Origin of the sequence: Microbacterium esteraromaticum (genome assembly GCF_016907315.1) — a bacterium.
GTDB lineage: Bacteria > Actinomycetota > Actinomycetes > Actinomycetales > Microbacteriaceae > Microbacterium > Microbacterium esteraromaticum.
The window spans coordinates 1,091,463-1,116,722 of the sequence record NZ_JAFBBS010000001.1; the positions used below are offsets into that span (position 1 = coordinate 1,091,463).

Sequence of the window (25,260 nt, forward strand, 5' to 3'; positions counted from 1 at the left end):
ACCCCTCCGACGTTGTCGAGGGCAAGCTCCGCGCCGATGTCGGAGGGGCAGACGATGATGGAGGGATGAGCGACGTGCTCGACAGATTCACCCCCGCGACACAGGACTGGTTCCGCGGGGCGTTCGATGCGCCCACGCCCGCGCAGGCCGGCGCGTGGGACGCGATCTCGGCCGGGCGCAACGCGCTGGTGGTCGCTCCGACCGGATCGGGCAAGACGCTCTCGGCGTTCCTCTGGGCCATCGACAGCGTCTTCCGCGAGCGCACGGCCGCGCCCGACAGCAGCCCGGATGCCAGGGAGCGCACCTCACGCACGCGCGTGCTCTACATCTCGCCACTGAAGGCCCTCGGCGTCGACGTCGAGCGCAACCTGCGCTCGCCCCTGATCGGCATCGGCCAATCGGCGCGGCGGCTCGGCGTGCCCGCCCCCGAGATCACGGTGGGCGTGCGCTCTGGCGACACGACCTCGAGCGATCGGCGCAAGCTCGTGAGCGACCCGCCCGACATCCTCATCACCACGCCCGAGTCGCTGTACCTCATGCTCACCAGCCGTGCGGGCGACACCCTGCAGAACGTGCACACCGTGATCATCGACGAGGTGCACGCGGTCGCCGCGACCAAGCGCGGCGCTCACCTCGCGGTCAGCCTCGAGCGGCTCGACGCGCTGCGCACGGCGCGCGGCGCCGAGGGCCCGGCTCAGCGGATCGGCCTATCGGCGACCGTGCGCCCGATTGACGAGGTGGCGCGGTTCCTGGGCGGCTCGGCGCCGGTCGACATCGTCGCTCCGCGTGCGGTGAAGACGTTCGAGCTCGGAGTGGTCGTGCCTATCGACGACATGCGCAACCCTCCCCCGCCGCCCGGTGCCACAGCGGCGGCCGACGAGCCGGCGGAGTACACCGAGATCACCGGATCGGTGTGGCCCCACGTCGAAGAGGCCATCGTCGACAAGGTGCTCGAGAACCGCTCGACCATCGTCTTCGCGAACTCGCGGCGGCTCGCCGAACGGCTGACGGGCCGGCTCAACGAGATCTACGCCGAGCGGATCGGGATGCCCGTTCCCGAACCCGCGGCACCGCCTGCGGCCGGGATCGCGCAGGCGGGTGCCACCGCCGCTGCCGAGCCGGTGCTCGCGAAAGCCCACCACGGATCGGTCTCGAAGGAGCAGAGGGCGATCGTCGAAGACGAGCTGAAGTCGGGGATGCTGCGCTGCGTCGTCGCGACGAGCAGTCTCGAGCTGGGCATCGACATGGGCGCGGTCGACATGGTCATCCAGGTGGAGGCGCCGCCGTCGGCGGCGTCGGGTCTGCAGCGCGTCGGCCGAGCCGGGCACCAGGTCGGCGAGATCAGCCGGGCATCCCTCTTCCCCAAGCACCGCGGCGACGTGCTGCACACCGCCATCGTGACCGAGCGAATGCTCGCCGGGCAGATCGAGGCGATCGCCGTGCCGCGCAACCCTCTCGACATCCTCGCCCAGCAGACCGTCGCGGCCTGCGCGCTCGACTCGATCTCGGTCGAGGAGTGGTTCGAGACCGTGCGGCGCAGCGCTCCGTTCCAGACCCTGCCCCGCTCGGCCTACGAGGCGACGCTCGACCTGCTCGCCGGCAAGTACCCGTCGGACGAGTTCGCCGAACTGCGCCCCCGCGTCGTGTGGGATCGGGATGCCGGTACGCTGACCGGCCGGCCAGGAGCACAGCGCATCGCGGTGACGAGCGGAGGGACGATCCCCGACCGCGGGCTGTTCGGCGTCTTCGTCGCCGGTGAGACCTCGGGTGCCCGCGTCGGCGAGCTCGACGAGGAGATGGTCTACGAGTCCCGTGTCGGCGACGTCTTCACGCTCGGCACCACGAGCTGGCGCATCGCCGAGATCACCCACGATCGGGTCAACGTGCTGCCCGCGTACGGGCAGCCGGGCAAGGTGCCGTTCTGGCACGGCGACGGCATCGGGCGCCCGTTCGAACTCGGCGAGGCCCTCGGCCGGTTCTCACGAGAAGTGTCGACCGCGCAGCCTGCGAAGGCGCAGCAGCGCCTGATCGACGCGGGGCTCGACGAACGCGCCCGCGACAACCTCATGGGGTACCTGACCGAGCAGAGAGAGGCCACCGGCACCCTCCCGACCGATCGGACCTTGACCGTCGAACGCGGCCGCGATGAGGTCGGCGACTGGCGGATCATCCTGCATTCCCCGTACGGAATGAAAGTGCATGCGCCGTGGGCGCTGGCCCTCAACGCGCGCGTGCGCGAGCGCCTCGGCGTCGAGGGTTCGGCCGTGGCGAGCGACGACGGCATCATCGTGCGGATCCCGGATGCCGATGCGCAGCCGCCGGGAGCCGACCTCTTCGTCTTCGATGCCGACGAGCTCGAGCAGATCGTCACCGCCGAGGTCGGCGGCTCTGCGCTGTTCGCCTCCCGCTTCCGCGAGTGCGCGGCCCGCGCGCTGCTCATGCCCCGCATGAACCCGAACAAGCGCACTCCGCTGTGGCAGCAGCGGCAGCGCTCTGCGCAGCTGCTCGAGGTGGCGCGCCGGCATCCGACCTTCCCGGTGATCCTCGAGACGCTGCGCGAGGTGCTGCAGGACGTCTACGACCTGCCGTCGCTGCGCCGCCTGATCATCGACATCGCCGAACGGCGCATCCGGCTCGTCGAGACCGAACCAGCGCAACCATCGCCCTACGCGCGCGACCTGCTGTTCGGTTACGTCGGCGCGTTCATGTACGAGGGCGATTCTCCTCTCGCCGAGCGCCGGGCGGCTGCGCTGTCGGTCGATCCGGCTCTGCTCGGCGAGCTGCTCGGCACGGTCGAGATGCGTGAGCTGCTCGACCCCGACGTCATCGCCCAGTTCGAGCGCGAGGCCCAGCGGCTCGACCCGCAGCGGAGGGTGCGCGGTGTCGAGGGCGTCGCCGACCTGCTGCGCATGCTCGGCCCTCTGGACGCCGAGGAGGTGGCGCTCCGGCTCGAGACAGCCGCGACAGCCGCTCCGGATACCGCCGAGTCCGAGGTGCCGTCCGCGACCCCCGAAGCCGCCGCCGCCTTCCTCGCCGAGCTCGTCACCGCCCGTCGCGCCATCCCCGTGACCATCGCCGGGCGTTCCCGCGTCGCCGTGATCGAGGATGCGGGCCGTCTGCGCGATGCGCTGGGAGTGGCGCTGCCCACGGGCATCCCCGTGGCCTTCCTCGAACCGGTCGCCGATCCGCTCGGCGATCTCGTCTCCCGCCACGCGCGCACGCATGGTCCCTTCACGACCGACGATGTCGCCGGTCGCTTCGGCATCGGGGCCGCCGTCGCACGGCACACCCTGCAGCGACTGGAGTCGGCAGGCCGGCTGACCAGCGGGTTCTTCCTGCCGGCGTCTTCGGGCGGCGCGACCGCCTCTGACGGATCGAAGGAATGGTGCGACGTCGAGGTGATGCGCCGCCTGCGCATGCGGTCGCTCGCCGCGATCCGAGGCAGCGTCGAGCCTGTCAGCCCCCAGGCGTACGCGCGCTTCCTGCCCGACTGGCAGCACCTCACGCGCCCGACCGAGGGCGTCGATGGGGTGCTCAGCGTCATCGAGCAGTTCGCCGGCGTGCCGATCCCCGCCAGCGCATGGGAGTCGCTCGTTCTGCCCGGTCGGGTGCGCGACTACTCCCCCGCGCTGCTCGACGAGCTCACGGCCTCGGGCGAGGTCGTCTGGGCCGGGCACGGCTCGCTGCCCGGCCGCGACGGCTGGATCTCGCTGCACCCCGCAGACCTCGCTCCCTACACGCTGCCCGTGCCCGAAGAGCCGCCCGCGTCGGGCTCGCTGGAAGAGAAGGTGCACGATGCCCTGCGGCTGAGCGGGGCGTCGTTCGCCGGCCCCCTCAAGATGATGACCGGTGCCGAGAACCAGCAGTCGGTGGTCGAGGCGCTCTGGTCGCTGGCGTGGCAGGGGCACATCACCAACGACACGTTCGCCCCTGTGCGCGCCCTCATCGCGGGCGGCTCCCAGGCGCACAAGACCGCGAGGCGTGCCCCGCGCACGCGCACCTACCGGGGCATCTCGCTCGCCAGACCAGCCGCCCAGCCGAGCGCCGCCGGGGCGGGTGGCCGCTGGGCCGTACTGCCCGACACCGATCCGGATGCCGCGCGCCGAGCGACGGTCACCGCGGGCCTGCTGCTCGACCGCTACGGCGTCGTCACCCGCGGTGCCGTGCAGGCCGAAGGGGTACCGGGTGGCTTCGCCCAGGTGTACCGGGTGCTGGCCGGCTTCGAAGAGGCCGGGCACTGCCGCCGCGGATACGTGATCGAGAAACTCGGTGCGGCCCAGTTCGCCGCATCCACCACCGTCGACCGCCTGCGCACCTTCGCCGGACTCTCCGACCCGCCGCCGCGCAAAGCCGTCACCCTCGCCGCGACCGACCCGGCCAACCCCTACGGCGCTGCACTCGCGTGGCCGCGGCTCGAGACCGTGTCGCACCGTCCTGGCCGCAAAGCCGGCGGCCTCGTCGTGCTCGTCGACGGCGAGCTCGTGCTGTATCTCGAACGCGGTGGCCGCACCGTGCTCGCCTTCGATGACGATCCGGAGGTGCTGAAGGCGGCGGCGGCCGATCTCGCCGCAACCGCCCGCGCCCGCCGGCTCGAGACGCTCACCGTCGAGAAGATCAACGGCGAGGGCGTCTACGGCACCCCGTTCGCGTTCGCGCTGCAGGAGGCGGGGTTCGTGGCGACCCCCCGCGGCTACGCCCTGCGCAAAGCGGTCTGATTGACTTTCCCCATGGTCAGCGAGTTCTTCACCGGCATCCGCTTCCTCGGGCGCGGGTTCGGCTACTGGAAGCGCCGCCCCGGCCTGATGGCGCTCGGACTGGTGCCAGGTCTGATCGCGCTCGCCCTGCTCGCGGCCGTCATCATCCCGCTGCTGCTCAACCTGGGCGGCATCACCGCGTGGGCGACGCCGTTCGCCGACGGATGGGATCCATTCTGGAGGGATGCCCTGCGCACCGCCCTCGGCGTAGTGGCGGCCATCGCGGTGCTCGTGCTCGCCAGCGTCACCTTCACCGCGCTCACGCTGCTCATCGGCGATCCGTTCTACCAGCGCATCTGGCGCGCGATAGAGACGGACCTCGGCGGTGATGTTCCCGAGGGCGACGGCGGCTTCCTCGTGGCACTGGGCGAGAGCATCCGGCTGGTCGCGCTCGGCGCCCTCGTCGCGCTGCTCGCGCTGGCGATCGGCTTCATCCCGCTCGTCGGCGCACCGCTCGCGGCCGTGACGAGCGTGCTTCTCACGGGTCGCCTGCTCGCGCGCGAGCTCACCGGGCGGGCGCTGAACGCGCGCGACATCCCGAGCGCCGAGCGGTCACGCCTGTTCGCGGGGCGCCGCGCACGGCTGCTGGGCTTCGGCGCGGCGACGCAGCTGTGCTTCATGGTTCCGCTCGGTGCGGTGTTCATCATGCCGACCGCGGTCGCAGGAGCCACCCTGATCGCGCGTGACCTCCTCGCTCAGCGAACAACGGGAGCGCCCGGTGCCTGAGGGCGACACGATCTATCGCGCCGCGCATCGCCTCGATGCCGCGCTGCGCGGTCAGGAGGTGACGCGCTTCGATCTGCGCGTGCCCCGCCTTGCGACCGCCGATCTCACCGGCCAGGTCGTGCACGACGTCGTGCCCCGAGGCAAGCACCTGCTCATGCGCATCGGCGAGTACACGCTGCATTCCCATCTGCGCATGGACGGCACGTGGTTCATCTACCGACCCGGCGAGAAGTGGCGGCACCCCGCGTTCAAGGTGCGCGCGATCGTCGGCACCGCGACCCATGAAGCGGTCGGCGTCGACATCGCGGAGGTCAAGCTCGTCCCCACTCGCAACGAGGGCGATCTGGTCGACTACCTCGGCCCTGATCCGCTCGCGGACGACTGGGATCTCGATGAGGCGATCCGACGGCTCAGCGCCGATACCCGCGAGATCCACGTGGCGCTCCTCGACCAGCGCAACGTGGCCGGCTTCGGCAACGAGTACGCCGCCGAACTGCTGTTCCTGCGGGGCATCCGACCCGAGACGCCGACGGCAGAGGTCGACGTTCCCGCGCTGCTCGACCTCGGCGTGCGCACGATCCGCGCCAATAAGGATCGCGTCGACCGCACGTTCACCGGCGACGCGCGCCGCGGCTTCACCGACTGGGTCTACGGCCGGGCAGGACGATCGTGCCGACGCTGCGGAACGCCCATCCGCAAAGGTGAACTGGGCGCGGATCCGACCCGAGAGCGCATCACATTCTGGTGTCCGAACTGCCAGCGTTGAGCTAATCCCAAACGGGGAATGAATCAAGCCCCCTCCCGGTTGTACATATATCCGGAAGACTCCGGACACGGGAGGAAACGTGGGCAAGAACTACATCGATATCGAGGACGACCAGGGCGCCACGCTGCGATACCGCAAGCACGCCAACGGACGCGGACTCGTCGCGCACGGCGCGAAGGTGCATCCGAAGGCTCTCATCGAGGCCGGTGCCTATGTCGAACCCGGCGCCCGGGTGGGCGCCGGAGCGAGGGTCGCGCGCGGCGCCTGGGTCGAACCGGACGCCGTGATCGGCGAAAACGTGCGGATCGACGCGCATGCGCACATCGGCGCAGGAGCGGCCGTCGGCGACGGCGCCTGGATCGGCGTTCGCACCGAGATCGGCGCGGGAGCGCAGGTTGCACGCGGCACCCGCATCGGGCACGACGAGAGCGTCGCCCCTGGTCTCACGGTCATCACTGACCGGAAGGGTCTCTGGCTGGCAGCCTGAGCCCTCATCCGAGAGCCCGCCTGGTCGCGTCGACCGGCGGGCTCTCTGCATGTGCGAGTGGCCGGGCGGATCAGAACGGAAGGTCAGAGCAGGCGGCGCTCGGTCGCCCAGACCGTCAGCTCGTGCCTCGACGACAGCTGCAGCTTGCGCAGCACCGAAGACACATGCGTCTCGACCGTCTTGATCGAGATGAACAGCTCCGACGCGACCTCCTTGTACGCGTAGCCGCGCGCGATCAGCCGCATCACCTCCTGCTCACGCCCTGACAGACGGTCGAGCTCGTCTTCCACGGCCGCGGTCTCACCGGCGACGGCGCCGAAGGCATCCAGCACGAACCCCGCCAGACGAGGAGAGAAGACGGCGTCCCCACCCGCCACTGCATGCACCGCCTTGGACACCTCGACTCCCGACGATCCCTTCGTGATGTAGCCGCGGGCGCCCGCGCGGATCACGCGCACGACGTCTTCGGCGGCGTCCGACACGCTCAGCGCGAGGAACCGCGCCGTGGTCGGCATGGATCCGCGGATGACCGCCTCACCTCCGGTCGAGTCGGCGAGCGGCATGGACGGGCCGCCGGGAAGGTGCACGTCGAGCAGCACGACATCCGGCCGCATCTCGGCGATGATGGCGATGGCCGAGGCCACATCGGCTGCCTCGCCGACGACCTGCACGGTGTCGTCGAGGTCGGCCCTGAGGCCCGAGCGGAAGATCGAGTGGTCGTCGACGATCACGACCCTGATGCCGTCAGCCATTCCTCTGCTCCCCCGTGTCGCGCGCCGGGCTGCCGACGATGCGCAGGTGCACCTCGGTGCCGTTCTCGTCGCTGCGCACCGTCGCCGTGCCACCGGCGCGACGCATGCGCGCGATGATCGACTGACGCACGCCGAGCCGGTCGCCCGGCACAGCGTCGAGATCGAATCCCTCTCCGCGGTCGCGCACGAACACGTCGACGCCCGTCGCGGCCCCCTCGATGTACACCGACACCTCGCCGCCCGCATGCCGCGCCGCGTTGAGCATCGCCTCGCGGGCTGCGGCGGCGAGCTCGCCGCTCGCACGCTCGGTCGACAACCCGGCCGAGACCACGTCGATACGCGCGGGATAGTCGAGTTCGAGGGCTCCGGCGTAGTCGCGCAGATCGGTGGCGAGGTCACTGTCGGCGGGCGCATCGCCGTCGTACAGCCACGCGCGCAGCTCACGTTCCTGAGCGCGGGCGAGTCGGGCCGCCTCGCTCGAGGCGCCCGCCCTGTTCTGGATCAGCGCGAGCGTCTGCAGCACCGAGTCATGCAGGTGCGCTGCCATCTCGCTGCGCTGCTCTTCGCGGATGCGCCTGATGCGCTCACTCGCCAGCTCGCGCCAGCGCTGCGCGAGCGACGAGGAGAACATCGCCAGCAGTCCCGCGAACGGAACCAGCAGCAGGAAGGGGTTCGAGGCCCGCAACAGGGCGAGCAGCAGGATGACGACGCCTGCGACGGCGATCATGCGCACCGCCGCCGAGTGACGGGGTCCGCGGCGCGGGTCATCACGATCGACGAGATCCGCCCAGAGCGCGGCGGCGACGACGGGAACGACGACGATGAGCAGTGTCAGCAGATCGGCGACGGTCGGGACATCGGGTGACATGCCGCCGATGTCGCCGAGCCACACCCCGAAGCGGTATCCGGTGCCGAGCTGCGGAAGCACGATCAGCGCCAGGACGGCGCTGGCTGCAAGCAGCAGCCAGGCCACGGGTATCCGTCGGGACGGGCGGGCCTCGCCCTGCTCCCACGGCGTGAGCATCCAGCACCAGAGGTAGAGAAGAACACCGAAACCCGCCATGGGCGCCGAGACGATGAAGATCGTGCGCACCAGCGCCGGTCCTGTGCCGAGGTGCCTCGCGAGACCCTCGGCTGTGCCACTGACCAGGCATTCGCGCACTCGGGCGAGTGGCGGACGGTGCGCCGCCGACCGCGGCGAGCGCGCGGGCGGCGCGAGGGGGACGGAAGTCGACATGCCGCCATCCAATCACCGCCGCACGCGGATCCGCCCCTCCGCCGGCCAGGATCAGGGTCGGCTCAGGGGTTCACCCCATAGCGGGCGGCGAACGCCGCCCGACAGGATCGGAACATGACATCTCCGACCGCGCCGCCGCCGCTCGATCGCCCGCCGGCGTCCCGCCGCTCCGACCGCTTCTTCGCCTGGGTGGCTGGTCTCGGCATCGCCCGTTCGGACGGATGGATCGGCGGCGTGGCTGCGGGCCTCGCCGCGCGTCTGCGGATCGATCCGCTGATCGTGCGCGGAGTGCTGGTCGTCGCGACGCTGTGCGGTCTGCCGCTGGTGCTCGTCTACGCACTCGCCTGGGCTCTGCTGCCGGATGCCGAGGGGCGCATCCACCTGCGCGAGCTGATTCGCGGACGCTTCGAGCCAGCCCAGCTGGGCATTCTCGCCGGGGTCGCGTTCGGCCTGTTCGCGAGTGGGCCCTCGCTGTTCTCGCTCCTGTTCGGCCGGATGGTGACCTCGTACGGCGAGCCCTTCTACGCACCGCGACTGAGTCCCTTCGGAACGTTGCTCTTCATCGTCGGGCTGGTGCTGATCGGCATCCTGCTCGTCCTCATCGTGCGCGCCGCGCGCCGCACGCCGGGCGATGTCACCGCCCCGGCACCCTCCGCACCGGCTGGCGATTCGGGTGTCGCCGCCGCAGCGGACCCGCGAGGGGAGGATGCGGCGGCCGACGGGCGGCTGCCGGCATCCCCCCTCGCCCCCTACCCCGCGGACGGGACCGACTTCGAGACCTGGCGCGCTCAGCACGCGGACTGGCAGCAGCAGGAGCAGGCGTGGCGTCAGCAGCAGCAGGACGCCGATCGCGCGGCACGCGATCAGGCGCGCCGTGAGCGCCAGGCTGCCGCTGCGGCGTTCTCGGCAGAGGCCGCCGAGCGCCGTCGCATCCGTCGCGCGTCGAACCCGCGCGTGAGCGCGGCATACGTCGGCACCGTGCTCGGGGTCGCGCTGGTCGCCGCCGCCGTCGTCTGGCTGTGGGCGCCCGATCCGGATGCCACGACCGCGGCCGTCGCACTGTTCGGCGCCGCGCTGGTGCTGGCGTTCGGAATGATCGTCGCGGGTGTCGCCCGACGACGCAGCGGCTTCCTCGCATTCGCGGCTGTCGCGACGCTCCTGGCGGGAGTCGCGACCGGCGGCGCCGCGTCAGCCGGCGATGTGCGCCTCGGCGACCAGACGCTGATGAACACCGAAGACCAGAGCGCCATCAGGCAGCCGTTCGGGCGGACCGAAATCCATCTGGCGAACATCTCCGACGTGCGCTCACAGCCGGTGGTGCTGCACAAGGGCGTCGGATACACCGATATCTACGTGAGCCCCGGTGTCGAGCTGCAGCTGACCGCCACGGTCGGCGACGTCGCCGTGCAGTGGGAGCGAACGGCTTTCGATGCGAACGGCAACGTGACCGCCGTCGAGCAGGGTGCGTTTCAGGGGACGCCGCGCGGCGACGGCCGCACCCTCTTCCGCGAATCGGTCACCTCGTCGCTCGATCCCCGGTCGACGGGGCCCGATGCTCCCCGCAGCGTGATCTCGGCTCCGGTCAGGATCGACCAGGACTCGGGCTCGATCTTCGTGATCTATTCGACCCAACCCGATGAGGAGGCAGCACAGTGAGCACCGAACCGACCGTTCCGCTGCCTGATCTGGCCGAGACGCTCGCGATAGAGGGGACGGCGCCGGCTGATCCCGCTGACGTCACCTCGGCGCCGGCGCCGACGCCGCGCACCCGGTGGGCGGCCATCATCTGGGGCGTGTGCCTCGCCGCTGCCGCGTGGTTCGGGATCTGGATGCTGAGCGATACCGCCCGCCAGGATGCGATCACCGAGTGGTTCGCCTCGCTGAGTCCGGGGACGATGACCGCGACTGCGCTGCTCGGCGTCGGTGTGCTCGTGCTGATCGGCGGCGTGGTCGGCCTGGTCAGGCGGATGCAGCGCCGGGGTCCCTCGAGCACCGGCTGACCCGGTGCTCGCCCTGCGGTGAGGACCGTGCGCGACAGCGTCTCGCGAGTTAGGATCTCTAAATACATGCGGGGCTGCTTTTAGAGGGGCATCATGGACATCACCGCGCGCGCCTCGAGCATCGGCGCTCTCGCCGACGAGACACGACAGGCGCTCTACGAGCACGTCGTCGGCCAGCCCGACGCGGTGACCAGGGAAGCGGCAGCGACCGCTCTGGGCGTGCCGGTGCACATGGCCCGATTCCATCTCGACAAGCTCGTCGAGGCCGGGCTTCTCGAGACGGAGTTCCGGCGCCTGAGCGGCCGCAGCGGCCCCGGGGCCGGTCGCCCGTCGAAGCTGTACCGGCGCGCGGCGAGCACGGTGAGCGTCTCGCTGCCCGAGCGTCGCTACGACCTCGTCGGGCACGTGCTGGCGGGTGCGATCGAGCGGGCCAGCGAAGGGATGCCCCTGCGGGACGCCCTCGCCGAGGTCGCGCACGAGGAGGGACGTGCGATCGCCGCATCCGCCACCGCCACCGCCGCAGCCGCCGCCTCCCCGGGCGACGATGACGAGTCGGCGCGTCTGACGGCGGTGCTGACGGCCCACGGCTACGAACCGCGCAGCGGATCGGACGAGGGCGGCGATGCCGTGATCCTCGCCAACTGCCCGTTCGACTCCCTTGCCCGCGATCACACCGAGCTGATCTGCTCGGCGAATCTCTCGCTGCTCGGCGGCGTGCTCGACGGACTCGGCTGCACGCGCCTCAGCGCGCACGGCGAGCCGCACACCGGGCGCTGCTGCGTGGCGATCCGTCCGCGGCCGTGACGGCGCGGCGGGTACGCTGAATCGGTGAAGAACGACCGGCGCCGCGCATCCAAAGGCGGAAGGCCGCGCCCGGCCAAGGCCGCCAAGCCCACGCAGAAGGGCGGGCAGAAGCCCGCGCAGAAGCGCACACCGCGTCCCTCTCCGCAGCCGGCGCCCCTGCCGCCGGTCGATGAGACGCCTCGCACCTTCCGCCTCGGCGTGATCCCCGGAGCGACGCCGGGCAGATGGGTGGATGCCTGGAAGGAGCGCATGCCCCACGTCGACATCGAACTCGTGCCGGTCGCCGTCGCCGATCAGCGCTCGGCCGTCGACGAGCTCGACGCGGCACTCGTGCGCCTTCCCCTCGATGACCGGGACGAGCTGCACGTGATCCCCCTCTACGACGAGGTGCCCGTGGTGGTGGCATCCGCCGATTCGTTCCTGATGGCGACCGACCGGCTCACGGCCGACGACCTCGCAGGCCTGGTGCTGATCACGCCAGGCGACGACGTGCTCGGCCCCCTCGACCTGCCCACCGTCGCGCCGTCGTTCCCGACCATCGCCACCACCGCCGACGCGGTGGCGACGGCAGCCACGGGCGTCGGCATCCTGATCGTGCCGATGTCGCTCGCGCGGCTGCACCAGCGCAAGGACGCCGACTACCGGCCGCTGCTCGGCGGACGCACGTCGACCGTCGCGCTCGCCTGGCCGCGCGAGAAGACCACTCCCGACGTCGAGGCCTTCGTCGGCATCGTGCGCGGCCGCACCGCGAACTCGTCACGCTGAGTCACCTGCGCACGCCGCCGCCCGGCCGCTCGCATGCGGGCCAATAGACTCGGCGCATGTCATCGGTGCTGTACGTGTGCGTTCGACCCGAGCGGAGTGCGGCTGACGCCGAGCACCGCTCGTTCCGTCGCGGACTCGGCCTCGGGATGCTGGATCGCCTCGACCTGCTGCACGCCTCGCTCGAGACCGTGGAGTGGGAGCAGTACGACGGGTTCGTCATCGGCGGGTCGCCGTTCAACGTCACGGATACCGACAAGGGTCAGCACCAGAGAGCGGTGGAGCACGACCTCGAGCGCATCGCCACTCGCGCGCTCGACGGCGAGGCGACGGCGCTGTTCACCTGCTACGGAATCGGCGTCGTCACGCGCATGCTGGGCGGCGAGGTGCACACCGAGCAGCCCGAGCAGGCCAGCGCGACGACGGTGCACCTCACCGACGCCGGGGCCGACGACCCCCTGTTCGGCCCGAGCGCGCCGAGCATGTCGGTGTTCACCGCTCACAAGGAGAGCGCTCGAGAGACGCCTCCGGGAGCCGTACTGCTGGCGACCAACGACGCATGCGCCGTGCAGGCGTACCGCGTGGGCGAGCGACTGTACGCCACGCAGTTCCACCCTGAGGCCTCGCCGCAGGACTTCGCCGATCGGATGGCCGTGTACCGCGCATCGGGCTATTTCGACCCGCGCGACTACGACCGCACCGAGCGGGCGATCCTCGACGCAGCCGTCGACGGCGACGACCTGCTCGCGCGCTTCCCCCGGCTCATCGGCTGACCACCGCCACCGGAGCCAGCCGTTCCGGTCCGGCCGCGGCGTCAGCCACCCAGCGCGAGCGCGATGCGCTCGTCGAGGTAGCCCCGCAGCGGCACGAGTGCACCGCCGGGCGACCAGCGAACGCTCGGAACGCCGTCGACCAGCGCCAGGGGGCCGGATGCCGCGCCGGAATCGACCGCGGCGACGTCGAGCTCCTGCCAGCCCACGTGCACCACCTCACCCTCGGCGAAGCCACCCCGGCGGGCCTGCGCCCGTCGCTCGGCCCGTGCACGCGCGGACTCGGCCGCATACCCGCGGCGCACCTCTTCTGCGGCTCGCACGATCTCAGCCGTCGACAGCACGCCGTCGTCGGTGAGCAGCAGAACGCCGAGGTGCCAGGCGAATCCGGCTCGCACGATCCGGTCCGCACGCCAGCGCGAGGTGCGCTCGCGACCAAGCGCCTCGCGCGGCACCTTGGTCAGACGCGCGCGTGCATCCCGCAGCAGTTCCTCGGTGGCGCCCATCTCTCCAGGGTAACGATTGGGCGCCATCGGCCTGATGCGGGCAGAATCGACAGACACCCCAGCTGAGGAGCATCCATGCCGCAGACCGACACCGCACGCCTTCTCATCGCCTGCGACGACCAGCCCGGGATCGTCGCGGCCGTCGCCGGAGTGCTGGCGTCGCACGGGGCGAACATCATCTCGCTCGACCAGCACTCCACCGACGAGGAGGGCGGCAGGTTCTTCCAGCGCACCGTGATCCACCTCGACGGTCTCGCGGCCAAGCGCCCCGAGCTCGAGGCGTCGCTCGGCGAGGTGGCCGAGCGCTTCGGGATGGAGTGGTCGCTGCACGACACCGCCAAGCGCAAGCGCGTCGCGATCTTCGTCTCGAAGTACGACCACTGCCTGATGGAGTTGCTGTGGCGCACCCAGCGCGGAGAGCTCGACATCGACGTGACCATGGTGATCTCGAACCACCCCGACCTGGCCGAGTCGGTGCGGTCGTTCGGCGTGCCCTTCGTGCACATCCCGTCGGGCGACAAGGCGGCGATGGAGGCACGCCAGATCGAGCTGCTGCAGGGCAACGTCGACCTCGTCGTGCTCGCGCGGTACATGCAGATCCTGACCGACGGGTTCATCGAGCGCCTCGGGGCCCCGGTGATCAACATCCACCACTCGTTCCTGCCTGCGTTCATCGGCGCGAACCCGTACGCTCGCGCGAAGGACCGAGGCGTCAAGCTCATCGGCGCGACCGCGCACTATGCGACCGCAGACCTCGACGAGGGGCCGATCATCGAGCAGGACGTCACCAGGGTGACGCACGCCGAGTCGGCGGCCGAGCTGCAGCGTCGGGGCGCAGATGTCGAGCGCTACGTGCTCGCCCGCGCCGTCAAGTGGCACGCCGAGGATCGCGTGATCGTGCACGGCCGCTCGACCGTCATCCTCTGAGGCCCGTAGGCGTCCGACACCGGCAAGGACCGTCCCGGTCAGGCCGGAACGCCCGCGACCAGCTCGGCGAACACCTCGGACGCCGTGCGTCCCCGCGCCAGCGGCGCCGACTGCCCGAGCCACAGCGACTGCAGCTCGCCCATTCCCCGCTGCCCCGCGACGGCGCGGAAGCGACCGGTCAGCCAGTTCTGCGCCGGGAAGGGGGCGATGGCTCCGGATGCCTCGATCTCGCGGACTGCGCGGTTGGCCGCTCCGCGCGCGAGGCGTCCGCTCATCGCGCGAGTGAGCACGCTCTCGTCTGCCGCCGTGGAGCGGATCGCCGCTCGGTGCGCGGCGCTGGCGGCCGACTCGTCGGTGACGAGGAACGACGTGCCGATCTGAACGCCCGACGCGCCGAGCGCGAACGCGGCGGCGACGCCGCGGCGGTCGGCGATGCCGCCGGCCGCGATGACGGGCACCCGTACCGCATCCACGACCTGCGGCAGCAGCGAGATGAGCCCGACGAGCGACTCCTCGGCCGGACGCAGGAACGACACTCTGTGCCCGGCGGCCTCGGCGCCAGTGGCGACGATCGCATCAACCCCGCTCGCGTCGAGCGCCCGCGCTTCGGCGACCGTCGTCGCCGTGCCGATGATCCGGATGCCGCGGCTGCGGGCCTCGTCCACCAGTTCGGCGGAGGGGACGCCGAAGACCACGCTCAACGCTGCGGGGGCCGCCTGCCAGATCGCGTCGAGTTGCTCGTCGAGGGCCGGCAGGTACCGTTCGGGTCTGGCGGGCGGGTCGATGCCGACCTCGTCGAAGAAGTCGGCGAGCGCCGCCGCCTGACGGTCGTGCTCGTCCCCCGGCGCGACTTCGTCTCCGGTCGGGAGCCAGATGTTCAGGGCGAAGGGAGCGGAGGTCGCGGCGCGCAGCGCAGCGGCCGTCTCACGGATGCGCTCGCCGTCGTACCCGTACAGACCGTACGAGCCCAGTCCGCCCGCTTCGCTCACCGCCGCGGTCAGCGCGACGGACGAGAGTCCGCCGAACGGCCCGAGGACGACGGGATGCCGGATGCCGAGCAGTTCACGCAGGTCCGTGTCGCGCAGGTCAGTCATGCTCCGAGGCTACGCCCGCCGTCCGCACGTGTTTCAGCGCCTTCGCATCGACCCGGCCGGTTCGTCAACCCCCGTGCACCTATGTCGTCGAGCGCCTAACGTCTTCACATCCCGCACTGTGCGCCCCCTCCCCCTAAGTGCACAGTGCGGGACACGACAAAGGCGAAGCGCTCGGATCCATGATCCGAGCGCTTCGTCACGTCAGCGGCGCATTGCTCAGAGCGGGCGTCTGCCCGGGATGGGCGACGGCTTCTGCGACCGGTTCGATGCGTTGGCGACTGCGAGGTCGAGCGCCTCGAACAGCTCGCGGAATCCGCGGAAGCGGGTCGTGCGCGGGCACGGCGTGCGCAGCCAGAGCACATCGAGCACACCGGTCGGCGAGCGGTCGACATACGCGATCAGGCAGTCGGCGTCGGCGTGCCGCCGCGCGGGGTCGCAGATGCGCCAGCTGTCGCGGCCCAGCGACGTGAGCTCCCAGTCCCCGTGAGGGGTGCCCGGTTTGGGGTCGTCGATCATGACAGTCACAGCGCCTTACCTCCTGTCACCGCGAGCACCGTGCCCGAGGTGTACGAAGACTCGGCCGCGGCCAGGTACACGTACGCTCCGGCGAGCTCGGCCGGCTGACCGGCCCTGCCCAGCGGGGTGTCGCTGCCGAACTGCTCGACCTTCGTGTCGTCCCAGCCGGTGGCCGGGATGAGCGGGGTCCAGATGGGCCCCGGTGCGACGGCGTTCACGCGGATGCCGCGCTCACCCGCCTCGGATGCGAGCGCCTTGACGAAGGCCACCTGGGCGGCCTTCGTCATGGCGTAGTCGATCAGGCCAGGCGACGGGCTGTAGGCCTGGATCGAGGCGGTCACGATGATGCTCGCGCCCTCCTCGAGGTGGGGGTAGGCGGCGCGCGCCGTGAAGAGCGTGCCGAGCAGGTTGGTGTCGAACACTCGCCGCATCTCTTCGGACTTCAGCGTCTCGAATCCGTCGACGTCGTGCTGGTAGGCCGCGTTGAGCACGACGATGTCGAGACCGCCGAAGGCCTCCCGTGCGCGGGTGACCGCATCTTCGGCGAACTGCTCTTCGCGCAGATCGCCCGCGATGCTGAGGCCCTGGCGGCCGGCATCGGTGATGAGCGCGACGGTGTCGTCGGCGTCCTTCTGCTCCTCGGGCATGTGCACGATCGCGACGTCGGCGCCCTCACGGGCGAACGCGATGGCGACGGCGCGGCCGATGCCCGAGTCGCCTCCGGTGATGAGGGCGCGACGGCCTGTAAGACGGCCATGCCCCTCGTAGCTGGATTCGCCGTGGTCGGGCGTGGGCGCGGTCTCGTCGGTGAGGCCGGGCTGGGTCTGCTGCTGAGGGGGGAAGTTCTCGTCGTGGTGCTGGTGGCGAGGATCTGGGGTGGTGTCGCTCATCGTGCGCCTCTCTGCAGTTTCTCTGGGGGAGCACCGGCACGGGTGCCAGTGTGCCCACACTCTCCCGGGAACCGCGGCCGGGCCAGGGGGTTGACTATTCACGTCATCCAGCGCACGCGCGAGGGCGGTGCAGCCGGATGCTGTCAAGGGGCGTGCTTCGGTCGGCTGCGCCGACCACGCTGGGGTGACGACGAAAGGACACCGCCATGAGCAACGAGTACATGAGCACCGGCGACAGCACCGAGGACTCGATGAACACCGAGAACCCCGACCCGGCCGAGCACCTGCGCACGCACCGTCATGACGAGGTGCCCGCTGCCGACGCCGCGGTCGCCGGACGGCCCGACCTGCAGCCGGACTCGCAGGGCGACGCCCCGCTCGACGCCGAGCTCGGCGAGGACGGGCAGGGCGACCTCGCAGAGGGCGACGGATCGCAGCACTCGGGCGACGCGCCAGGCGACCTGCGCACTCAGGCCCCGTCGGGCGAGGTGCACGAGCAGAGCGCTCAGGCGACCGACCCCGCATCCGGCGAGACGCGGAACCAGCGGAACCCGTAGCCGTCCAGCAGCTGCTCGGTGTGGTCGCTCTGCGGGGCGCTGCCGGAGTGCTCGAGCAGCACGGTGGCCGTGCATCCCTCAGCCAGAGGCTCGAGATGCGCGGTCACCGGCTCGGCCGAGAAGTTGTGCACGGCGACGAAGGTCACGTCGCCATAGGTGGCCTGGTGCACGAGCACGCGCGGATCACCGGCATCCTGTACCCGCACCTCCCCCCACGCGATCTCGGGGGTGGAGCGGTAGCGGTCGGCCAGCAGCGCCACGAATGACCACAGCGAGTTCGGATCGCGCCGCTGGTCGTGCACGTTCACGTGAGCCGGCGCGTACGCGCCGCCGGCGACCGGCCGGCGCAGCTTCGATGGCTTCGAGGTCGTGAACCCGCCGAGGGGACCGGCGTCCCACTGCATGGGTCCGCGCACCGCTCCCCTGCCGAGATCCGTGCTCAGCTCACCCATGCCGATCTCCTCGCCGTAGAAGATCATCGGCGCTCCCGGCAGCGAGAACAGCAGGCTGTACGCCAGGCGCAGCCGCCGCGGATCCGACTCGAGCATGGGCGCGAGACGGCGCACGATGCCCCGACCGTAGATGCGCTGGTCGGGCTCGGGGGCGAAGGTGTCGAACACCTCCTGCATCTCTGCGTCGTCGAGCAGCCCGAGGTTGAGCTCGTCGTGATGCCGCAGGAAGATCGCCCACCCGTATCTCGCGTCGACGGTCGGCCGCGCGGCGAGCACCTCCGCGAGCGGGGTCGCCTGCTGGCGGCTCAGCGCGAGGAACAGCTTCGCCGTCGTGAGGAAGTCGAACTGCAGATCGAGCTCGGTGCCGTCGTCGCCGAAGTAATCGAGCTGCTCCTCGTGCGAGAGTCCCACTTCGCCGAGCAGCATCGCCGAGGCTTCGCGCCTGCTGACGAAGCGCCGCAGCTCGCGCAGGAACGAGTGGGGATCCTGCTCGTCGGCGATGCCCTCGCCGGTGATCAGGAACGGCACCGCGTCGACGCGGAATCCGTCGACCCCGAGCTTCAGCCAGAAGCCGATGATGCGAGCGACCTCGGCACGCACGTCGGGGTTCGCGAAGTTGAGATCGGGCTGGTGGCGATAGAAGCTGTGCCGGAAGTACTGCTCGGTGCGCTCGTCGTACTCCCACATGCTCGTCTCCTCTCCGGGGAACACGAGCTGCTCCTTCTTGCGCGGCGGCTTGTCGCGCCACACGTAGTAGTCGCGGAACGGCGACGTGCGCGAGCGCCGGGCCGACACGAACCACGGATGACGGTCGGAGGTGTGGTTGATGACGAGGTCGATCACCACCCGGATGCCGCGGTCGTGAGCCACGCGGATGGCCTCGACGACCCGGCCCAGATCGCCGAAGCGGGGATCGACGCTGTAGAAGTCGGAGATGTCGTAGCCGTCGTCGCGCTCTGGAGTCGGCTGGAAGGGCATGAGCCAGATGCAGGTGACGCCCAGCGCGTCGAGGTCGTCGATGCGGCGGGTCAGCCCCGCGAAGTCACCGTGCCCGTCGCCGTCGGAGTCCTGGAACGTCTCGACGTCGAGGCAGTAGATGACGGCGGTCCGCCACCACAGGTCGCTGGTGTCGGCGGGGTTCACAGCCGCTCCCGCAGCAGCGGCAGCAGCTCCCGCTCGCAGCGGTCGAGGAAGCTGCGCTGATCGCGTCCCACCTGATGCAGGAATACCCCGTCGAATCCGTCCGCGACGGCGGCGATGCGATCGGCGACATCGGCGGCATCCGAGCCGACGACGACCGCTTCGCGCAGCTTCTGGTCGGTCGGATCTGCGTGTGCCTCGAACTCGGCGGGGTCGTGCAGCTCCCACATGAGCTGAGGGGGCACCGTCGCCTGCGCCCACTGCTCGCGCGCCGCTGCGAGCGCCTGCTCCTCGGTGTCCTCGAGGCTGATGTGGATCTGCAGCAGCAGATCACCGCGGCCCCCTGCTTCCCGGTACGCGGTCCGCGTCTGCGCAGTGGCCGCGGGATCGGCACCGACGGTGATCAGCCCATCGGCCCACCTCGCCACCTCGGTCGCGGTGCGAGTGCTGATGCCGGCGGCCAGCAGCGGCGGGGGCGTCTCGGGCAGCGACCAGAGCTTCGCCTCGTGCACGCGCACGTGCCCGTCGGCGTCGACCTGCTCGCCCGCGAGCAGTCGGCGCATCACATCCGCCGAGGCACGCAGCCGCTCATCGCGCTCCTCCTTGCGTGGCCAGTCGTCGCCGGTGACGTGCTCGTTGAGCGCCTCACCGCTGCCGAGAGCGGCCCAGACGCGCTCGGGGAACATCTCGCTCAGTGTGGCGAGCGCCTGCGCCAGGATCACCGGATGGTAGCGCTGACCGGGAGCCGTCACGACGCCGATCCGGAAGCGCGTCAGGGCGAGCGCAGCGCCGAGCCACGACCAGGCGTGACCGGACTGCCCTTGCGCCTTCAGCCAGGGGGCGAGGTGGTCGGAGCACATCGCCTCGTCGAAGCCGATGCGCTCGGCGTGCGTGAGATCGCGCAGCAGTCTGCCTGGTGCGTGCTGCTCGTGCGAGGCGTGGAACCCGATGCGAGTCATGTGGGGAGGTCCTCTCGTCGGAGGACAGCAGGCTAGGGAAGCGCACGCCCACGCAATACGGGGTTGACCGTGGCGTCACCCCCGTGCATCCTCCGGGCGATCAGCCCTCGGCGCCCGCGTTCGGGTCGTCCGGCGGCTCCGGAACCATGTGCAGGCCGGTCGGCGTGTTGGCGGTGTAGGCGAGCGCCTCGATCCAGGCGCGGTTGATCGCCGGCTGACGACTCCCGAAGTACTTGAACACCAGCGAGCTGCTGGGCTGCACCCAGACGGTCGTGCGCCCGCCGCCGACGCTGGCGTCTTCGCGCCAGCTGAACGGGAACGGCTCCCCCCGGCGCAGCTTCGCGGTCATCACGAGCTGCAGGTGCGTCAGGGCGCGGTCCTCGATCTCGGTCTTCACCGAGCCCTCATAAACGAACTTTCCCAACGAAGTGCACCTCTCCAGACATCCTGAACTGCTTATGGCGTGCCCCATCCCCTCCGGCTAGCTTAGTCAGATGGGAATGCTCTTCTACGGCGGCAACTCGGTTCCCATCGAGATCGAGGACCGTGCGCTCGCCCATCTGAAGGTCGTGATCGCGATGAAGCTGCGACGCAACGAATCCTTCACCCTGTCGTGGCAGCACCCGCCGTCCGACCCGACGGGACGCACGACCATCTGGCTGCACCCCTCGATCCCGCTGCAGTTCGTCTTCGGAGAACCAGAGCCCCCTGAGCTCAGCAGCGAATGGATCACTGCGCTCGCGAACTCGGCGAACACCACCGGGGGCATCCGGCTGCTGCCTGAGAACCTCTCCGACTGAGGCGCACGCGGGCCGCGGTCACTCCGACTCCTGCGCCGACACCGCATGCGGCAGGCCGACGGGCTTCGACTCCGACGAGCCTCGCTGGCGCAGGAAGATCGAGAACGCGACCATCGAGCCCACCGCGAGGAACTCGCTCTGCCAGTTCTGCAGGGTGCGGTCCCAGAACTCCGGCGAGACGATGTACTGCGCCCAGGTGATGGCCGGCTCACCGTGCTGCGCGTTCTCCTCGTTCATCACCACCACGCCGCTCAGCGACTGCACTAACCACGACATGAAGAAGATCGCGCCCATCACGAGCACGAGCGAGTTCTCGTACACGGTTCGACGCCACCCGGTGACCCGCGCCCAACGCGGACCGTTCGCGGGGGCGTACGCGCCGACCTTCTGGTTCTCGTCGCTGTCGACGCCCTCGTCGCCCGGCTTCTTCGACTCGGGTGAGCCCCGCTGGACGAGCCACACGGTCGCCGCGATGAAGAGCAGGAACTGCAGGAACTCGCTCTGCCAGTTCTCGGCGACGTCGACCACGAAGTCGCTCGAGAACACGAAAGACCAGTAGGTCTCGAGCGGCCGGCCGTGCTCTGCGAGCTCCTGGTTGGTGCGAAGCAGGCCTGCCACCGACTGCCCGAGCAGCGCCAGCAGGAAGATCGCGAAGAAGAAGAGGCTGAGGCCGTTGTCGCGAACGAATCTCTTCATGCTCATCGCCCGCTTCCCACGACCGCGAGCATGATCGAGAATCCGACGACGATCGTGCCCATCCACATCCAGAACATCACCTTCGGGCCGAGACTGCTGCGCCCTGGCTGCTGCTGTGACATGTGCTCCTCCTTCGAGTGAGGCCAACCCCACTCCGGATGCTGGCCGCCGAACCCGCGCGGCAGAACCGGGTTGACGAGCGGGCGACCACCTGTCAACCCCATTAGCCGGGTGGGAGGCGCTGTCTACCGTCGAGGTAGATCGAGACAGGTGAAGAAGACGAAGCGAGAGGAACGGGACGATGACCCAGACGCGAGACATCATGACGCCGAACGCGCAATGCATCGGCGAGAACGACGCACTCTCGATCGCCGCGGAGAGGATGCGCGAGCTCGACGTCGGCGCTCTTCCCATCTGCGGTGAGGACGGACGGCTGAAGGGGATGCTGACCGATCGCGACATCGTCGTGAAGGCCATCGCCTCCGGCCTCGATCCCGAGACCACGAACGCGGGTCGTCTGGCCAACGGGGTACCCGTGATGGCCGCGCCCGACGATGACATCGAGCGTGTGCTGGCCCTCATGCGAGAGCACCGCATCCGCCGTGTGCCGGTTCTCGACGAGCACCGGCTGGTCGGCATGATCAGCCAGGCCGACATCGCCCGCCACCTCGAGCCGTCGACGACAGGCGAGACCGTCGAGGTCATCTCGCGCTGAGGAGCGCGACACCAGCATCCGCACGACAGCCCTGACAACCCCGGAAGAGGAGGACATATGTCCGAGCACACCGCCGGCGCATCGCCGGCCCACAGCGCTCCCGAGATCGACGATCAGCTCGACCAGCTCGAGGAGTCCGACGGCGAGCAGCCCACGACGACCCACGCCGAGTGGGGTGCGGGTGACCCGCATCTCCGCATCACCAGCCCTGAGGGCGACCGCACCGTGTTCCCGCTCCGCGAGGACCGCGTGACGGTCGGGTCAGGCGCGGACTGCTCGCTGCGCATCCCCGATGCCGATGCCGTGCACGCGACGATCGTGCACGACGAGCGCGATGAGTACGTGCTGACCCTGCACGGTGCCGGCGAGATGAACGCGAACCCGACGCCGGGTGAGGCGGGCGACCGCAGCGAGATCCTGCGCACCGGCGCCCACTTCACCGTGGCTGGGTGGAATCTCGTCTTCGGGCGCGAGGAGTACGCAGACCACGGCCGTCCGTTCGGCGGCCGCGAGGGCGGCGAGCTCGACGACCAGCCGCCGCAGCCCATGCGTCCCGACTACCGCGACGAGCGCGCCGACGACGAGAGCGGCAGCGGCCTCGAGGTGAAGGACGGCTGAGCCCCCGGAGGGTGCGAGGGGCGAGCGATCCGCAGTGATCGCTCGCCCTTCGTGTGCCGGGGCGATGCGGGCGGTGATAGCGTCGGGCGGAGAGGAGGGGTGATGATCGACGCGATCCGGATGCTGCTGCACGCGCTGCTCGTCGCGCTCGGCGCCGTCCCCCTTCCCGATGCGCTCACAGCGGGTGGCGTGCTCGGCATCGCCGCGATCCTCGTCGCGGCGACCGTGCTCGTGATCGCGCTCGCCGTGCTGATGCCCCGTTTCGGCATCCGGTCGGCGCCGCACCCGCGTCGCGCCATTGATGTGTCCACGCTGCTCGCGCAGAGCGATCCGGATGCCGCAGGTCACCCGCGTCCGCGAGCGCCTGGCGTCGCGCCCGCCGCCTGACCTGTCTTCGCGTCCTCCGCTGAGGGACGGGTCCTGCGGCCACCGGCCGACCCACTCCTTCTGCGAACGGACAATCCATGGACATCTTCGCCTTCCCTCCGCTGACCCTTCTTCTCGACTCCGCGTACTCCGCCCTTCTCGCCCTCTCCGCACTCCTCGAACCGGTCGGCCGCTCCGCATCCGCCGCTCTTGCCGTCGTGATCGTCACGCTCGCCGTGCGGGCGGCCCTCATCCCCGTGGGCGTCTCGCAGGCGAGGGCCGAGCAGCTGCGCGCCCGGCTCGCCCCGCGACTGCGCACGCTGCAGCAGAGGCACGGCGGCGACCGCGAGCGGCTGCAGCGCGAGACCCTCGCGCTGTACCGCGACGAGCAGGCCTCGCCCCTCGCCGGGTGCCTCCCGCTTGCGGTGCAGGCGGCGGTCGTCGGCATCCTCTACACGCTGTTCCTTCGCCCTGAGATCGCCGGGCACCCGAACGAGCTGCTCGCACACGACCTGCTCGGTGCACCGCTGGGGTCGTCGCTGATCAGCGCGATCGGCGGCGGCCTCGATGCGCCGACCGCACTCGTCTGGGCGGTGGTGCTGGTGGTGATCACGATCGTCGCCGACATCACCCGCCGCGTGTTCCGCCCGCAGGTGCCCGACGACGGTCCCCTCGCGGCCCCCGGCATGCTCGGCGTGATGAACGCACTGCACTACCTGACGGCCGTCTTCGCGGTGTTCGTTCCCCTCGCGGCGGCGCTGTATCTCGTGGTCACTGTGACCTGGACCCTCGTGCAGCGATGGGCGCTGCGGCGGAGGTACCCGCTGCCCGCCGCATGAGCGCTTCAGCGGGCGGCGACGCCTATGCGCGGCGGTGCGCCCGGTGCTGCCGCGAGCGCTATCGCCTGGTCGAGATCGGCCAGCGGGTGCACAGTGCCCACCATCTCGGCGAACGGGAATGCCCGGCCACGGCCGGCCAGGAACGAGACGGCGTCGGCCAGCTCATGACCGGTGTAGTTGTGCACGCCGGCGATCGTGACCATGCGCCGCACGATCGACTCCGCGTCGAGCGGCACGGGCTCTGCAGGGAACACGCTGCCGACGAGGACGACCGTCCCCCCGACGGCGACGTCGGCGATCGCGGCGGAGACGGCGTGGCCCGACGCCTCTATCGCGATCTCGGGCTCGGAGGAGAGGGCATCCGGTTCGGCGCCGAAGCGGGTGGCCAGCCGCAGCCGGTCGGCATTCGGATCGACCACATCGACGATCGCGCCTTCGGCGGCGGCCATCGCGACCGCCGACAGCCCGACCAGCCCGGCGCCGTACACCCGCACGCGCACACCGTCGAGGTCACGCCCTCGCGCACCACGGCGCACGGCCGCGCAGGCGGTCGCCGTCGCGCACGACGCAGGGGCGAGCGCTGCGGCCGGAAGGGCCTCCGGCACGCGCACGATCGCCGTGCCGTGGCGCAGCTGCGCGTGACTCGCGAAGCCACCGGTCAGCTCGCGGTGCGGGGCGACGCGCTCGTGGCCGTACTTTCCCAGCCGGCGGCACTTCTGCGTGACGCCTGCCGTGCAGCGGTCGCACTCGCCGCACGAGACGGTGACCGACCAGACGACACGGTCGCCGATGCGCAGCGGGGTGCCGTCTTCCGCATCCGCGCCCGCCTCCCCCAGCGCGATGACCCGTCCGACGCTCTCGTGACCCAGCACGAGCGGCACCGGCGCCGACCGGCGCCCGAGCACGGTGTGCACGTCGGAGCCGCAGATGGTCGACAGCTCGATCGCGACGAGCACGTCGTCGGGTGCCAGGGCGACGCCGGGCACGGCGATGGTCTCGTGCGGATGCCCTTCACCCACGAACGCCATGGCGACGGCGGAGGGCCGCAGCACGACATCGGAGCGGGTGCCGCCCCCGGATTCGGGACGGCGCGACAGCGACGGTGCTGCCGCCAGAAGCGGACGCAT

General features: G+C 70.7%; 27 protein-coding genes. 16 read left to right on the forward strand and 11 right to left on the reverse strand.

What is annotated here, in order from left to right; translation table 11 throughout:
- Positions 1–65: 65 nt before the first annotated feature.
- The 4 genes from JOE67_RS05440 (at position 66) to JOE67_RS05455 (ending at position 6,733) form a co-directional block, all read left to right on the forward strand.
- Positions 66–4,715 carry an ATP-dependent helicase gene (locus tag JOE67_RS05440; RefSeq protein WP_204974488.1) on the forward strand — a complete coding sequence of 1,550 codons (4,650 nt, stop codon included), beginning with the start codon at positions 66–68 and terminating at the stop codon, positions 4,713–4,715.
- A gap of 12 nt (positions 4,716–4,727) precedes the next feature.
- A complete protein-coding gene (locus JOE67_RS05445; RefSeq protein ID WP_204974489.1) occupies positions 4,728–5,480 on the forward strand; it encodes an EI24 domain-containing protein in 753 nt (250 codons plus the stop codon).
- Positions 5,473–6,246, forward strand: a complete 774-nt coding sequence (locus JOE67_RS05450; protein ID WP_204976714.1) for a DNA-formamidopyrimidine glycosylase family protein — start codon at positions 5,473–5,475, stop codon at positions 6,244–6,246. The genes JOE67_RS05445 and JOE67_RS05450 overlap by 8 nt, the downstream gene beginning before the upstream one ends.
- 79 nt (positions 6,247–6,325) lie before the next feature.
- The gene (locus JOE67_RS05455; RefSeq protein WP_204974490.1) at positions 6,326–6,733 is read left to right on the forward strand and encodes a transferase; all 408 of its coding nucleotides are present in this window, start codon (positions 6,326–6,328) and stop codon (positions 6,731–6,733) included.
- 83 nt (positions 6,734–6,816) lie between these two features.
- Here the strand turns inward: JOE67_RS05455 and JOE67_RS05460 are convergent, their stop codons facing one another.
- Together JOE67_RS05460 and JOE67_RS05465 are read right to left on the reverse strand one after the other, a co-directional pair.
- The gene (locus JOE67_RS05460; protein ID WP_204974491.1) at positions 6,817–7,485 is read right to left on the reverse strand and encodes a LuxR C-terminal-related transcriptional regulator; all 669 of its coding nucleotides are present in this window, start codon (positions 7,483–7,485) and stop codon (positions 6,817–6,819) included.
- Positions 7,478–8,722 carry an ATP-binding protein gene (locus JOE67_RS05465; RefSeq protein ID WP_204974492.1) on the reverse strand — a complete coding sequence of 415 codons (1,245 nt, stop codon included), beginning with the start codon at positions 8,720–8,722 and terminating at the stop codon, positions 7,478–7,480. The genes JOE67_RS05460 and JOE67_RS05465 overlap by 8 nt, the downstream gene beginning before the upstream one ends.
- A 114-nt stretch (positions 8,723–8,836) precedes the next feature.
- On the opposite strand from JOE67_RS05465, the gene JOE67_RS05470 reads away from it, so the two are divergent.
- The 5 genes from JOE67_RS05470 (at position 8,837) to JOE67_RS05490 (ending at position 13,061) form a co-directional block, all read left to right on the forward strand.
- Complete coding sequence (locus JOE67_RS05470) at positions 8,837–10,378, forward strand: PspC domain-containing protein (protein ID WP_204974493.1); 1,542 nt, start codon at positions 8,837–8,839, stop codon at positions 10,376–10,378.
- Positions 10,375–10,722: a hypothetical protein gene (locus JOE67_RS05475; protein WP_338041510.1), complete on the forward strand. Its 348-nt coding sequence runs from the start codon at positions 10,375–10,377 to the stop codon at positions 10,720–10,722. The genes JOE67_RS05470 and JOE67_RS05475 overlap by 4 nt, the downstream gene beginning before the upstream one ends.
- A gap of 93 nt (positions 10,723–10,815) precedes the next feature.
- Positions 10,816–11,526, forward strand: coding sequence for a helix-turn-helix transcriptional regulator (locus tag JOE67_RS05480; protein ID WP_204974494.1), 711 nt, complete (start codon positions 10,816–10,818; stop codon positions 11,524–11,526).
- A gap of 24 nt (positions 11,527–11,550) precedes the next feature.
- Positions 11,551–12,291, forward strand: a complete 741-nt coding sequence (locus JOE67_RS05485) for a LysR substrate-binding domain-containing protein (RefSeq protein ID WP_338041511.1) — start codon at positions 11,551–11,553, stop codon at positions 12,289–12,291.
- Positions 12,292–12,347: 56 nt separating this feature from the next.
- On the forward strand, positions 12,348–13,061 hold the full coding sequence (locus tag JOE67_RS05490) for a glutamine amidotransferase-related protein (protein WP_204974495.1): 714 nt from the start codon (positions 12,348–12,350) through the stop codon (positions 13,059–13,061).
- Between the two features lie 41 nt (positions 13,062–13,102).
- On the opposite strand, the gene JOE67_RS05495 is transcribed toward JOE67_RS05490, so the two are convergent.
- Positions 13,103–13,564 (reverse strand): glutaminase, encoded by a 462-nt coding sequence (locus JOE67_RS05495; RefSeq protein WP_204974496.1) that lies wholly within the window; start codon positions 13,562–13,564, stop codon positions 13,103–13,105.
- A gap of 75 nt (positions 13,565–13,639) precedes the next feature.
- Here JOE67_RS05495 and purU point away from each other — a divergent pair, with 75 nt between their 5' ends.
- A complete protein-coding gene (gene purU / locus JOE67_RS05500) occupies positions 13,640–14,491 on the forward strand; it encodes a formyltetrahydrofolate deformylase (RefSeq protein ID WP_204974497.1) in 852 nt (283 codons plus the stop codon).
- A 38-nt stretch (positions 14,492–14,529) separates the two neighbouring features.
- On the opposite strand, the gene JOE67_RS05505 is transcribed toward purU, so the two are convergent.
- The 3 genes from JOE67_RS05505 to JOE67_RS05515 form a co-directional block, all read right to left on the reverse strand.
- Positions 14,530–15,585 (reverse strand): NAD(P)H-dependent flavin oxidoreductase, encoded by a 1,056-nt coding sequence (locus JOE67_RS05505; RefSeq protein ID WP_204974498.1) that lies wholly within the window; start codon positions 15,583–15,585, stop codon positions 14,530–14,532.
- A 216-nt stretch (positions 15,586–15,801) separates the two neighbouring features.
- Positions 15,802–16,110: a hypothetical protein gene (locus JOE67_RS05510; RefSeq protein WP_204974499.1), complete on the reverse strand. Its 309-nt coding sequence runs from the start codon at positions 16,108–16,110 to the stop codon at positions 15,802–15,804.
- A complete protein-coding gene (locus JOE67_RS05515) occupies positions 16,107–16,991 on the reverse strand; it encodes an SDR family oxidoreductase (protein ID WP_204974500.1) in 885 nt (294 codons plus the stop codon). Before JOE67_RS05515 ends, JOE67_RS05510 begins: the two co-directional genes overlap by 4 nt.
- A 206-nt stretch (positions 16,992–17,197) precedes the next feature.
- Here JOE67_RS05515 and JOE67_RS05520 point away from each other — a divergent pair, with 206 nt between their 5' ends.
- Positions 17,198–17,548, forward strand: coding sequence for a hypothetical protein (locus JOE67_RS05520; RefSeq protein ID WP_204974501.1), 351 nt, complete (start codon positions 17,198–17,200; stop codon positions 17,546–17,548).
- Here JOE67_RS05520 and JOE67_RS05525 read toward each other — a convergent pair.
- From JOE67_RS05525 to JOE67_RS05535, 3 genes are all read right to left on the reverse strand, one after another.
- Entirely contained in the window at positions 17,497–19,143 is a 1,647-nt protein-coding gene (locus JOE67_RS05525; RefSeq protein ID WP_204974502.1) for an alpha-amylase family glycosyl hydrolase, read from the reverse strand. The two genes, JOE67_RS05520 and JOE67_RS05525, sit on opposite strands and share 52 nt — an antisense overlap.
- A complete protein-coding gene (locus tag JOE67_RS05530) occupies positions 19,140–20,099 on the reverse strand; it encodes a TIGR03885 family FMN-dependent LLM class oxidoreductase (RefSeq protein WP_204974503.1) in 960 nt (319 codons plus the stop codon). The genes JOE67_RS05525 and JOE67_RS05530 overlap by 4 nt, the downstream gene beginning before the upstream one ends.
- Before the next feature lie 100 nt (positions 20,100–20,199).
- Positions 20,200–20,523, reverse strand: coding sequence for a DUF7882 family protein (locus JOE67_RS05535; RefSeq protein ID WP_204974504.1), 324 nt, complete (start codon positions 20,521–20,523; stop codon positions 20,200–20,202).
- Between the two features lie 70 nt (positions 20,524–20,593).
- On the opposite strand from JOE67_RS05535, the gene JOE67_RS05540 reads away from it, so the two are divergent.
- Positions 20,594–20,899 carry a DUF7882 family protein gene (locus tag JOE67_RS05540; protein ID WP_204974505.1) on the forward strand — a complete coding sequence of 102 codons (306 nt, stop codon included), beginning with the start codon at positions 20,594–20,596 and terminating at the stop codon, positions 20,897–20,899.
- Positions 20,900–20,917: 18 nt separating this feature from the next.
- On the opposite strand, the gene JOE67_RS05545 is transcribed toward JOE67_RS05540, so the two are convergent.
- Positions 20,918–21,595: a DUF6766 family protein gene (locus JOE67_RS05545; RefSeq protein ID WP_204974506.1), complete on the reverse strand. Its 678-nt coding sequence runs from the start codon at positions 21,593–21,595 to the stop codon at positions 20,918–20,920.
- A 301-nt stretch (positions 21,596–21,896) separates the two neighbouring features.
- Between JOE67_RS05545 and JOE67_RS05550 the strand changes: the two genes are divergently transcribed.
- The 4 genes from JOE67_RS05550 (at position 21,897) to JOE67_RS05565 (ending at position 24,133) form a co-directional block, all read left to right on the forward strand.
- Complete coding sequence (locus JOE67_RS05550; protein ID WP_204974507.1) at positions 21,897–22,310, forward strand: CBS domain-containing protein; 414 nt, start codon at positions 21,897–21,899, stop codon at positions 22,308–22,310.
- A gap of 57 nt (positions 22,311–22,367) precedes the next feature.
- Entirely contained in the window at positions 22,368–22,928 is a 561-nt protein-coding gene (locus JOE67_RS05555) for an FHA domain-containing protein (protein ID WP_239528001.1), read from the forward strand.
- Between the two features lie 102 nt (positions 22,929–23,030).
- A complete protein-coding gene (locus JOE67_RS05560; RefSeq protein WP_204974508.1) occupies positions 23,031–23,315 on the forward strand; it encodes a DUF6412 domain-containing protein in 285 nt (94 codons plus the stop codon).
- Between the two features lie 77 nt (positions 23,316–23,392).
- Positions 23,393–24,133, forward strand: a complete 741-nt coding sequence (locus tag JOE67_RS05565; protein ID WP_204974509.1) for a YidC/Oxa1 family membrane protein insertase — start codon at positions 23,393–23,395, stop codon at positions 24,131–24,133.
- 5 nt (positions 24,134–24,138) lie between these two features.
- Here the strand turns inward: JOE67_RS05565 and JOE67_RS05570 are convergent, their stop codons facing one another.
- Complete coding sequence (locus JOE67_RS05570) at positions 24,139–25,260, reverse strand: alcohol dehydrogenase catalytic domain-containing protein (RefSeq protein WP_204974510.1); 1,122 nt, start codon at positions 25,258–25,260, stop codon at positions 24,139–24,141.

What these genes read in the sequence shown, in the direction of transcription:
- JOE67_RS05440 (WP_204974488.1), top strand. Translation starts at nt 66, where the DNA reads ATGAGCGACGTGCTCGACAGATTCACCCCCGCGACACAGGACTGGTTC.
- JOE67_RS05445 (WP_204974489.1), top strand. Translation starts at nt 4,728, where the DNA reads ATGGTCAGCGAGTTCTTCACCGGCATCCGCTTCCTCGGGCGCGGGTTC.
- JOE67_RS05460 (WP_204974491.1), bottom strand. Translation starts at nt 7,485, where the DNA reads ATGGCTGACGGCATCAGGGTCGTGATCGTCGACGACCACTCGATCTTC.
- JOE67_RS05465 (WP_204974492.1), bottom strand. Translation starts at nt 8,722, where the DNA reads ATGTCGACTTCCGTCCCCCTCGCGCCGCCCGCGCGCTCGCCGCGGTCG.
- JOE67_RS05470 (WP_204974493.1), top strand. Translation starts at nt 8,837, where the DNA reads ATGACATCTCCGACCGCGCCGCCGCCGCTCGATCGCCCGCCGGCGTCC.
- JOE67_RS05480 (WP_204974494.1), top strand. Translation starts at nt 10,816, where the DNA reads ATGGACATCACCGCGCGCGCCTCGAGCATCGGCGCTCTCGCCGACGAG.
- JOE67_RS05490 (WP_204974495.1), top strand. Translation starts at nt 12,348, where the DNA reads ATGTCATCGGTGCTGTACGTGTGCGTTCGACCCGAGCGGAGTGCGGCT.
- JOE67_RS05495 (WP_204974496.1), bottom strand. Translation starts at nt 13,564, where the DNA reads ATGGGCGCCACCGAGGAACTGCTGCGGGATGCACGCGCGCGTCTGACC.
- purU (WP_204974497.1), top strand. Translation starts at nt 13,640, where the DNA reads ATGCCGCAGACCGACACCGCACGCCTTCTCATCGCCTGCGACGACCAG.
- JOE67_RS05505 (WP_204974498.1), bottom strand. Translation starts at nt 15,585, where the DNA reads ATGACTGACCTGCGCGACACGGACCTGCGTGAACTGCTCGGCATCCGG.
- JOE67_RS05515 (WP_204974500.1), bottom strand. Translation starts at nt 16,991, where the DNA reads ATGAGCGACACCACCCCAGATCCTCGCCACCAGCACCACGACGAGAAC.
- JOE67_RS05520 (WP_204974501.1), top strand. Translation starts at nt 17,198, where the DNA reads ATGAGCAACGAGTACATGAGCACCGGCGACAGCACCGAGGACTCGATG.
- JOE67_RS05530 (WP_204974503.1), bottom strand. Translation starts at nt 20,099, where the DNA reads ATGACTCGCATCGGGTTCCACGCCTCGCACGAGCAGCACGCACCAGGC.
- JOE67_RS05540 (WP_204974505.1), top strand. Translation starts at nt 20,594, where the DNA reads ATGGGAATGCTCTTCTACGGCGGCAACTCGGTTCCCATCGAGATCGAG.
- JOE67_RS05545 (WP_204974506.1), bottom strand. Translation starts at nt 21,595, where the DNA reads ATGAAGAGATTCGTTCGCGACAACGGCCTCAGCCTCTTCTTCTTCGCG.
- JOE67_RS05550 (WP_204974507.1), top strand. Translation starts at nt 21,897, where the DNA reads ATGACCCAGACGCGAGACATCATGACGCCGAACGCGCAATGCATCGGC.
- JOE67_RS05555 (WP_239528001.1), top strand. Translation starts at nt 22,368, where the DNA reads ATGTCCGAGCACACCGCCGGCGCATCGCCGGCCCACAGCGCTCCCGAG.
- JOE67_RS05560 (WP_204974508.1), top strand. Translation starts at nt 23,031, where the DNA reads ATGATCGACGCGATCCGGATGCTGCTGCACGCGCTGCTCGTCGCGCTC.
- JOE67_RS05565 (WP_204974509.1), top strand. Translation starts at nt 23,393, where the DNA reads ATGGACATCTTCGCCTTCCCTCCGCTGACCCTTCTTCTCGACTCCGCG.
- JOE67_RS05570 (WP_204974510.1), bottom strand. Translation starts at nt 25,260, where the DNA reads ATGCGTCCGCTTCTGGCGGCAGCACCGTCGCTGTCGCGCCGTCCCGAA.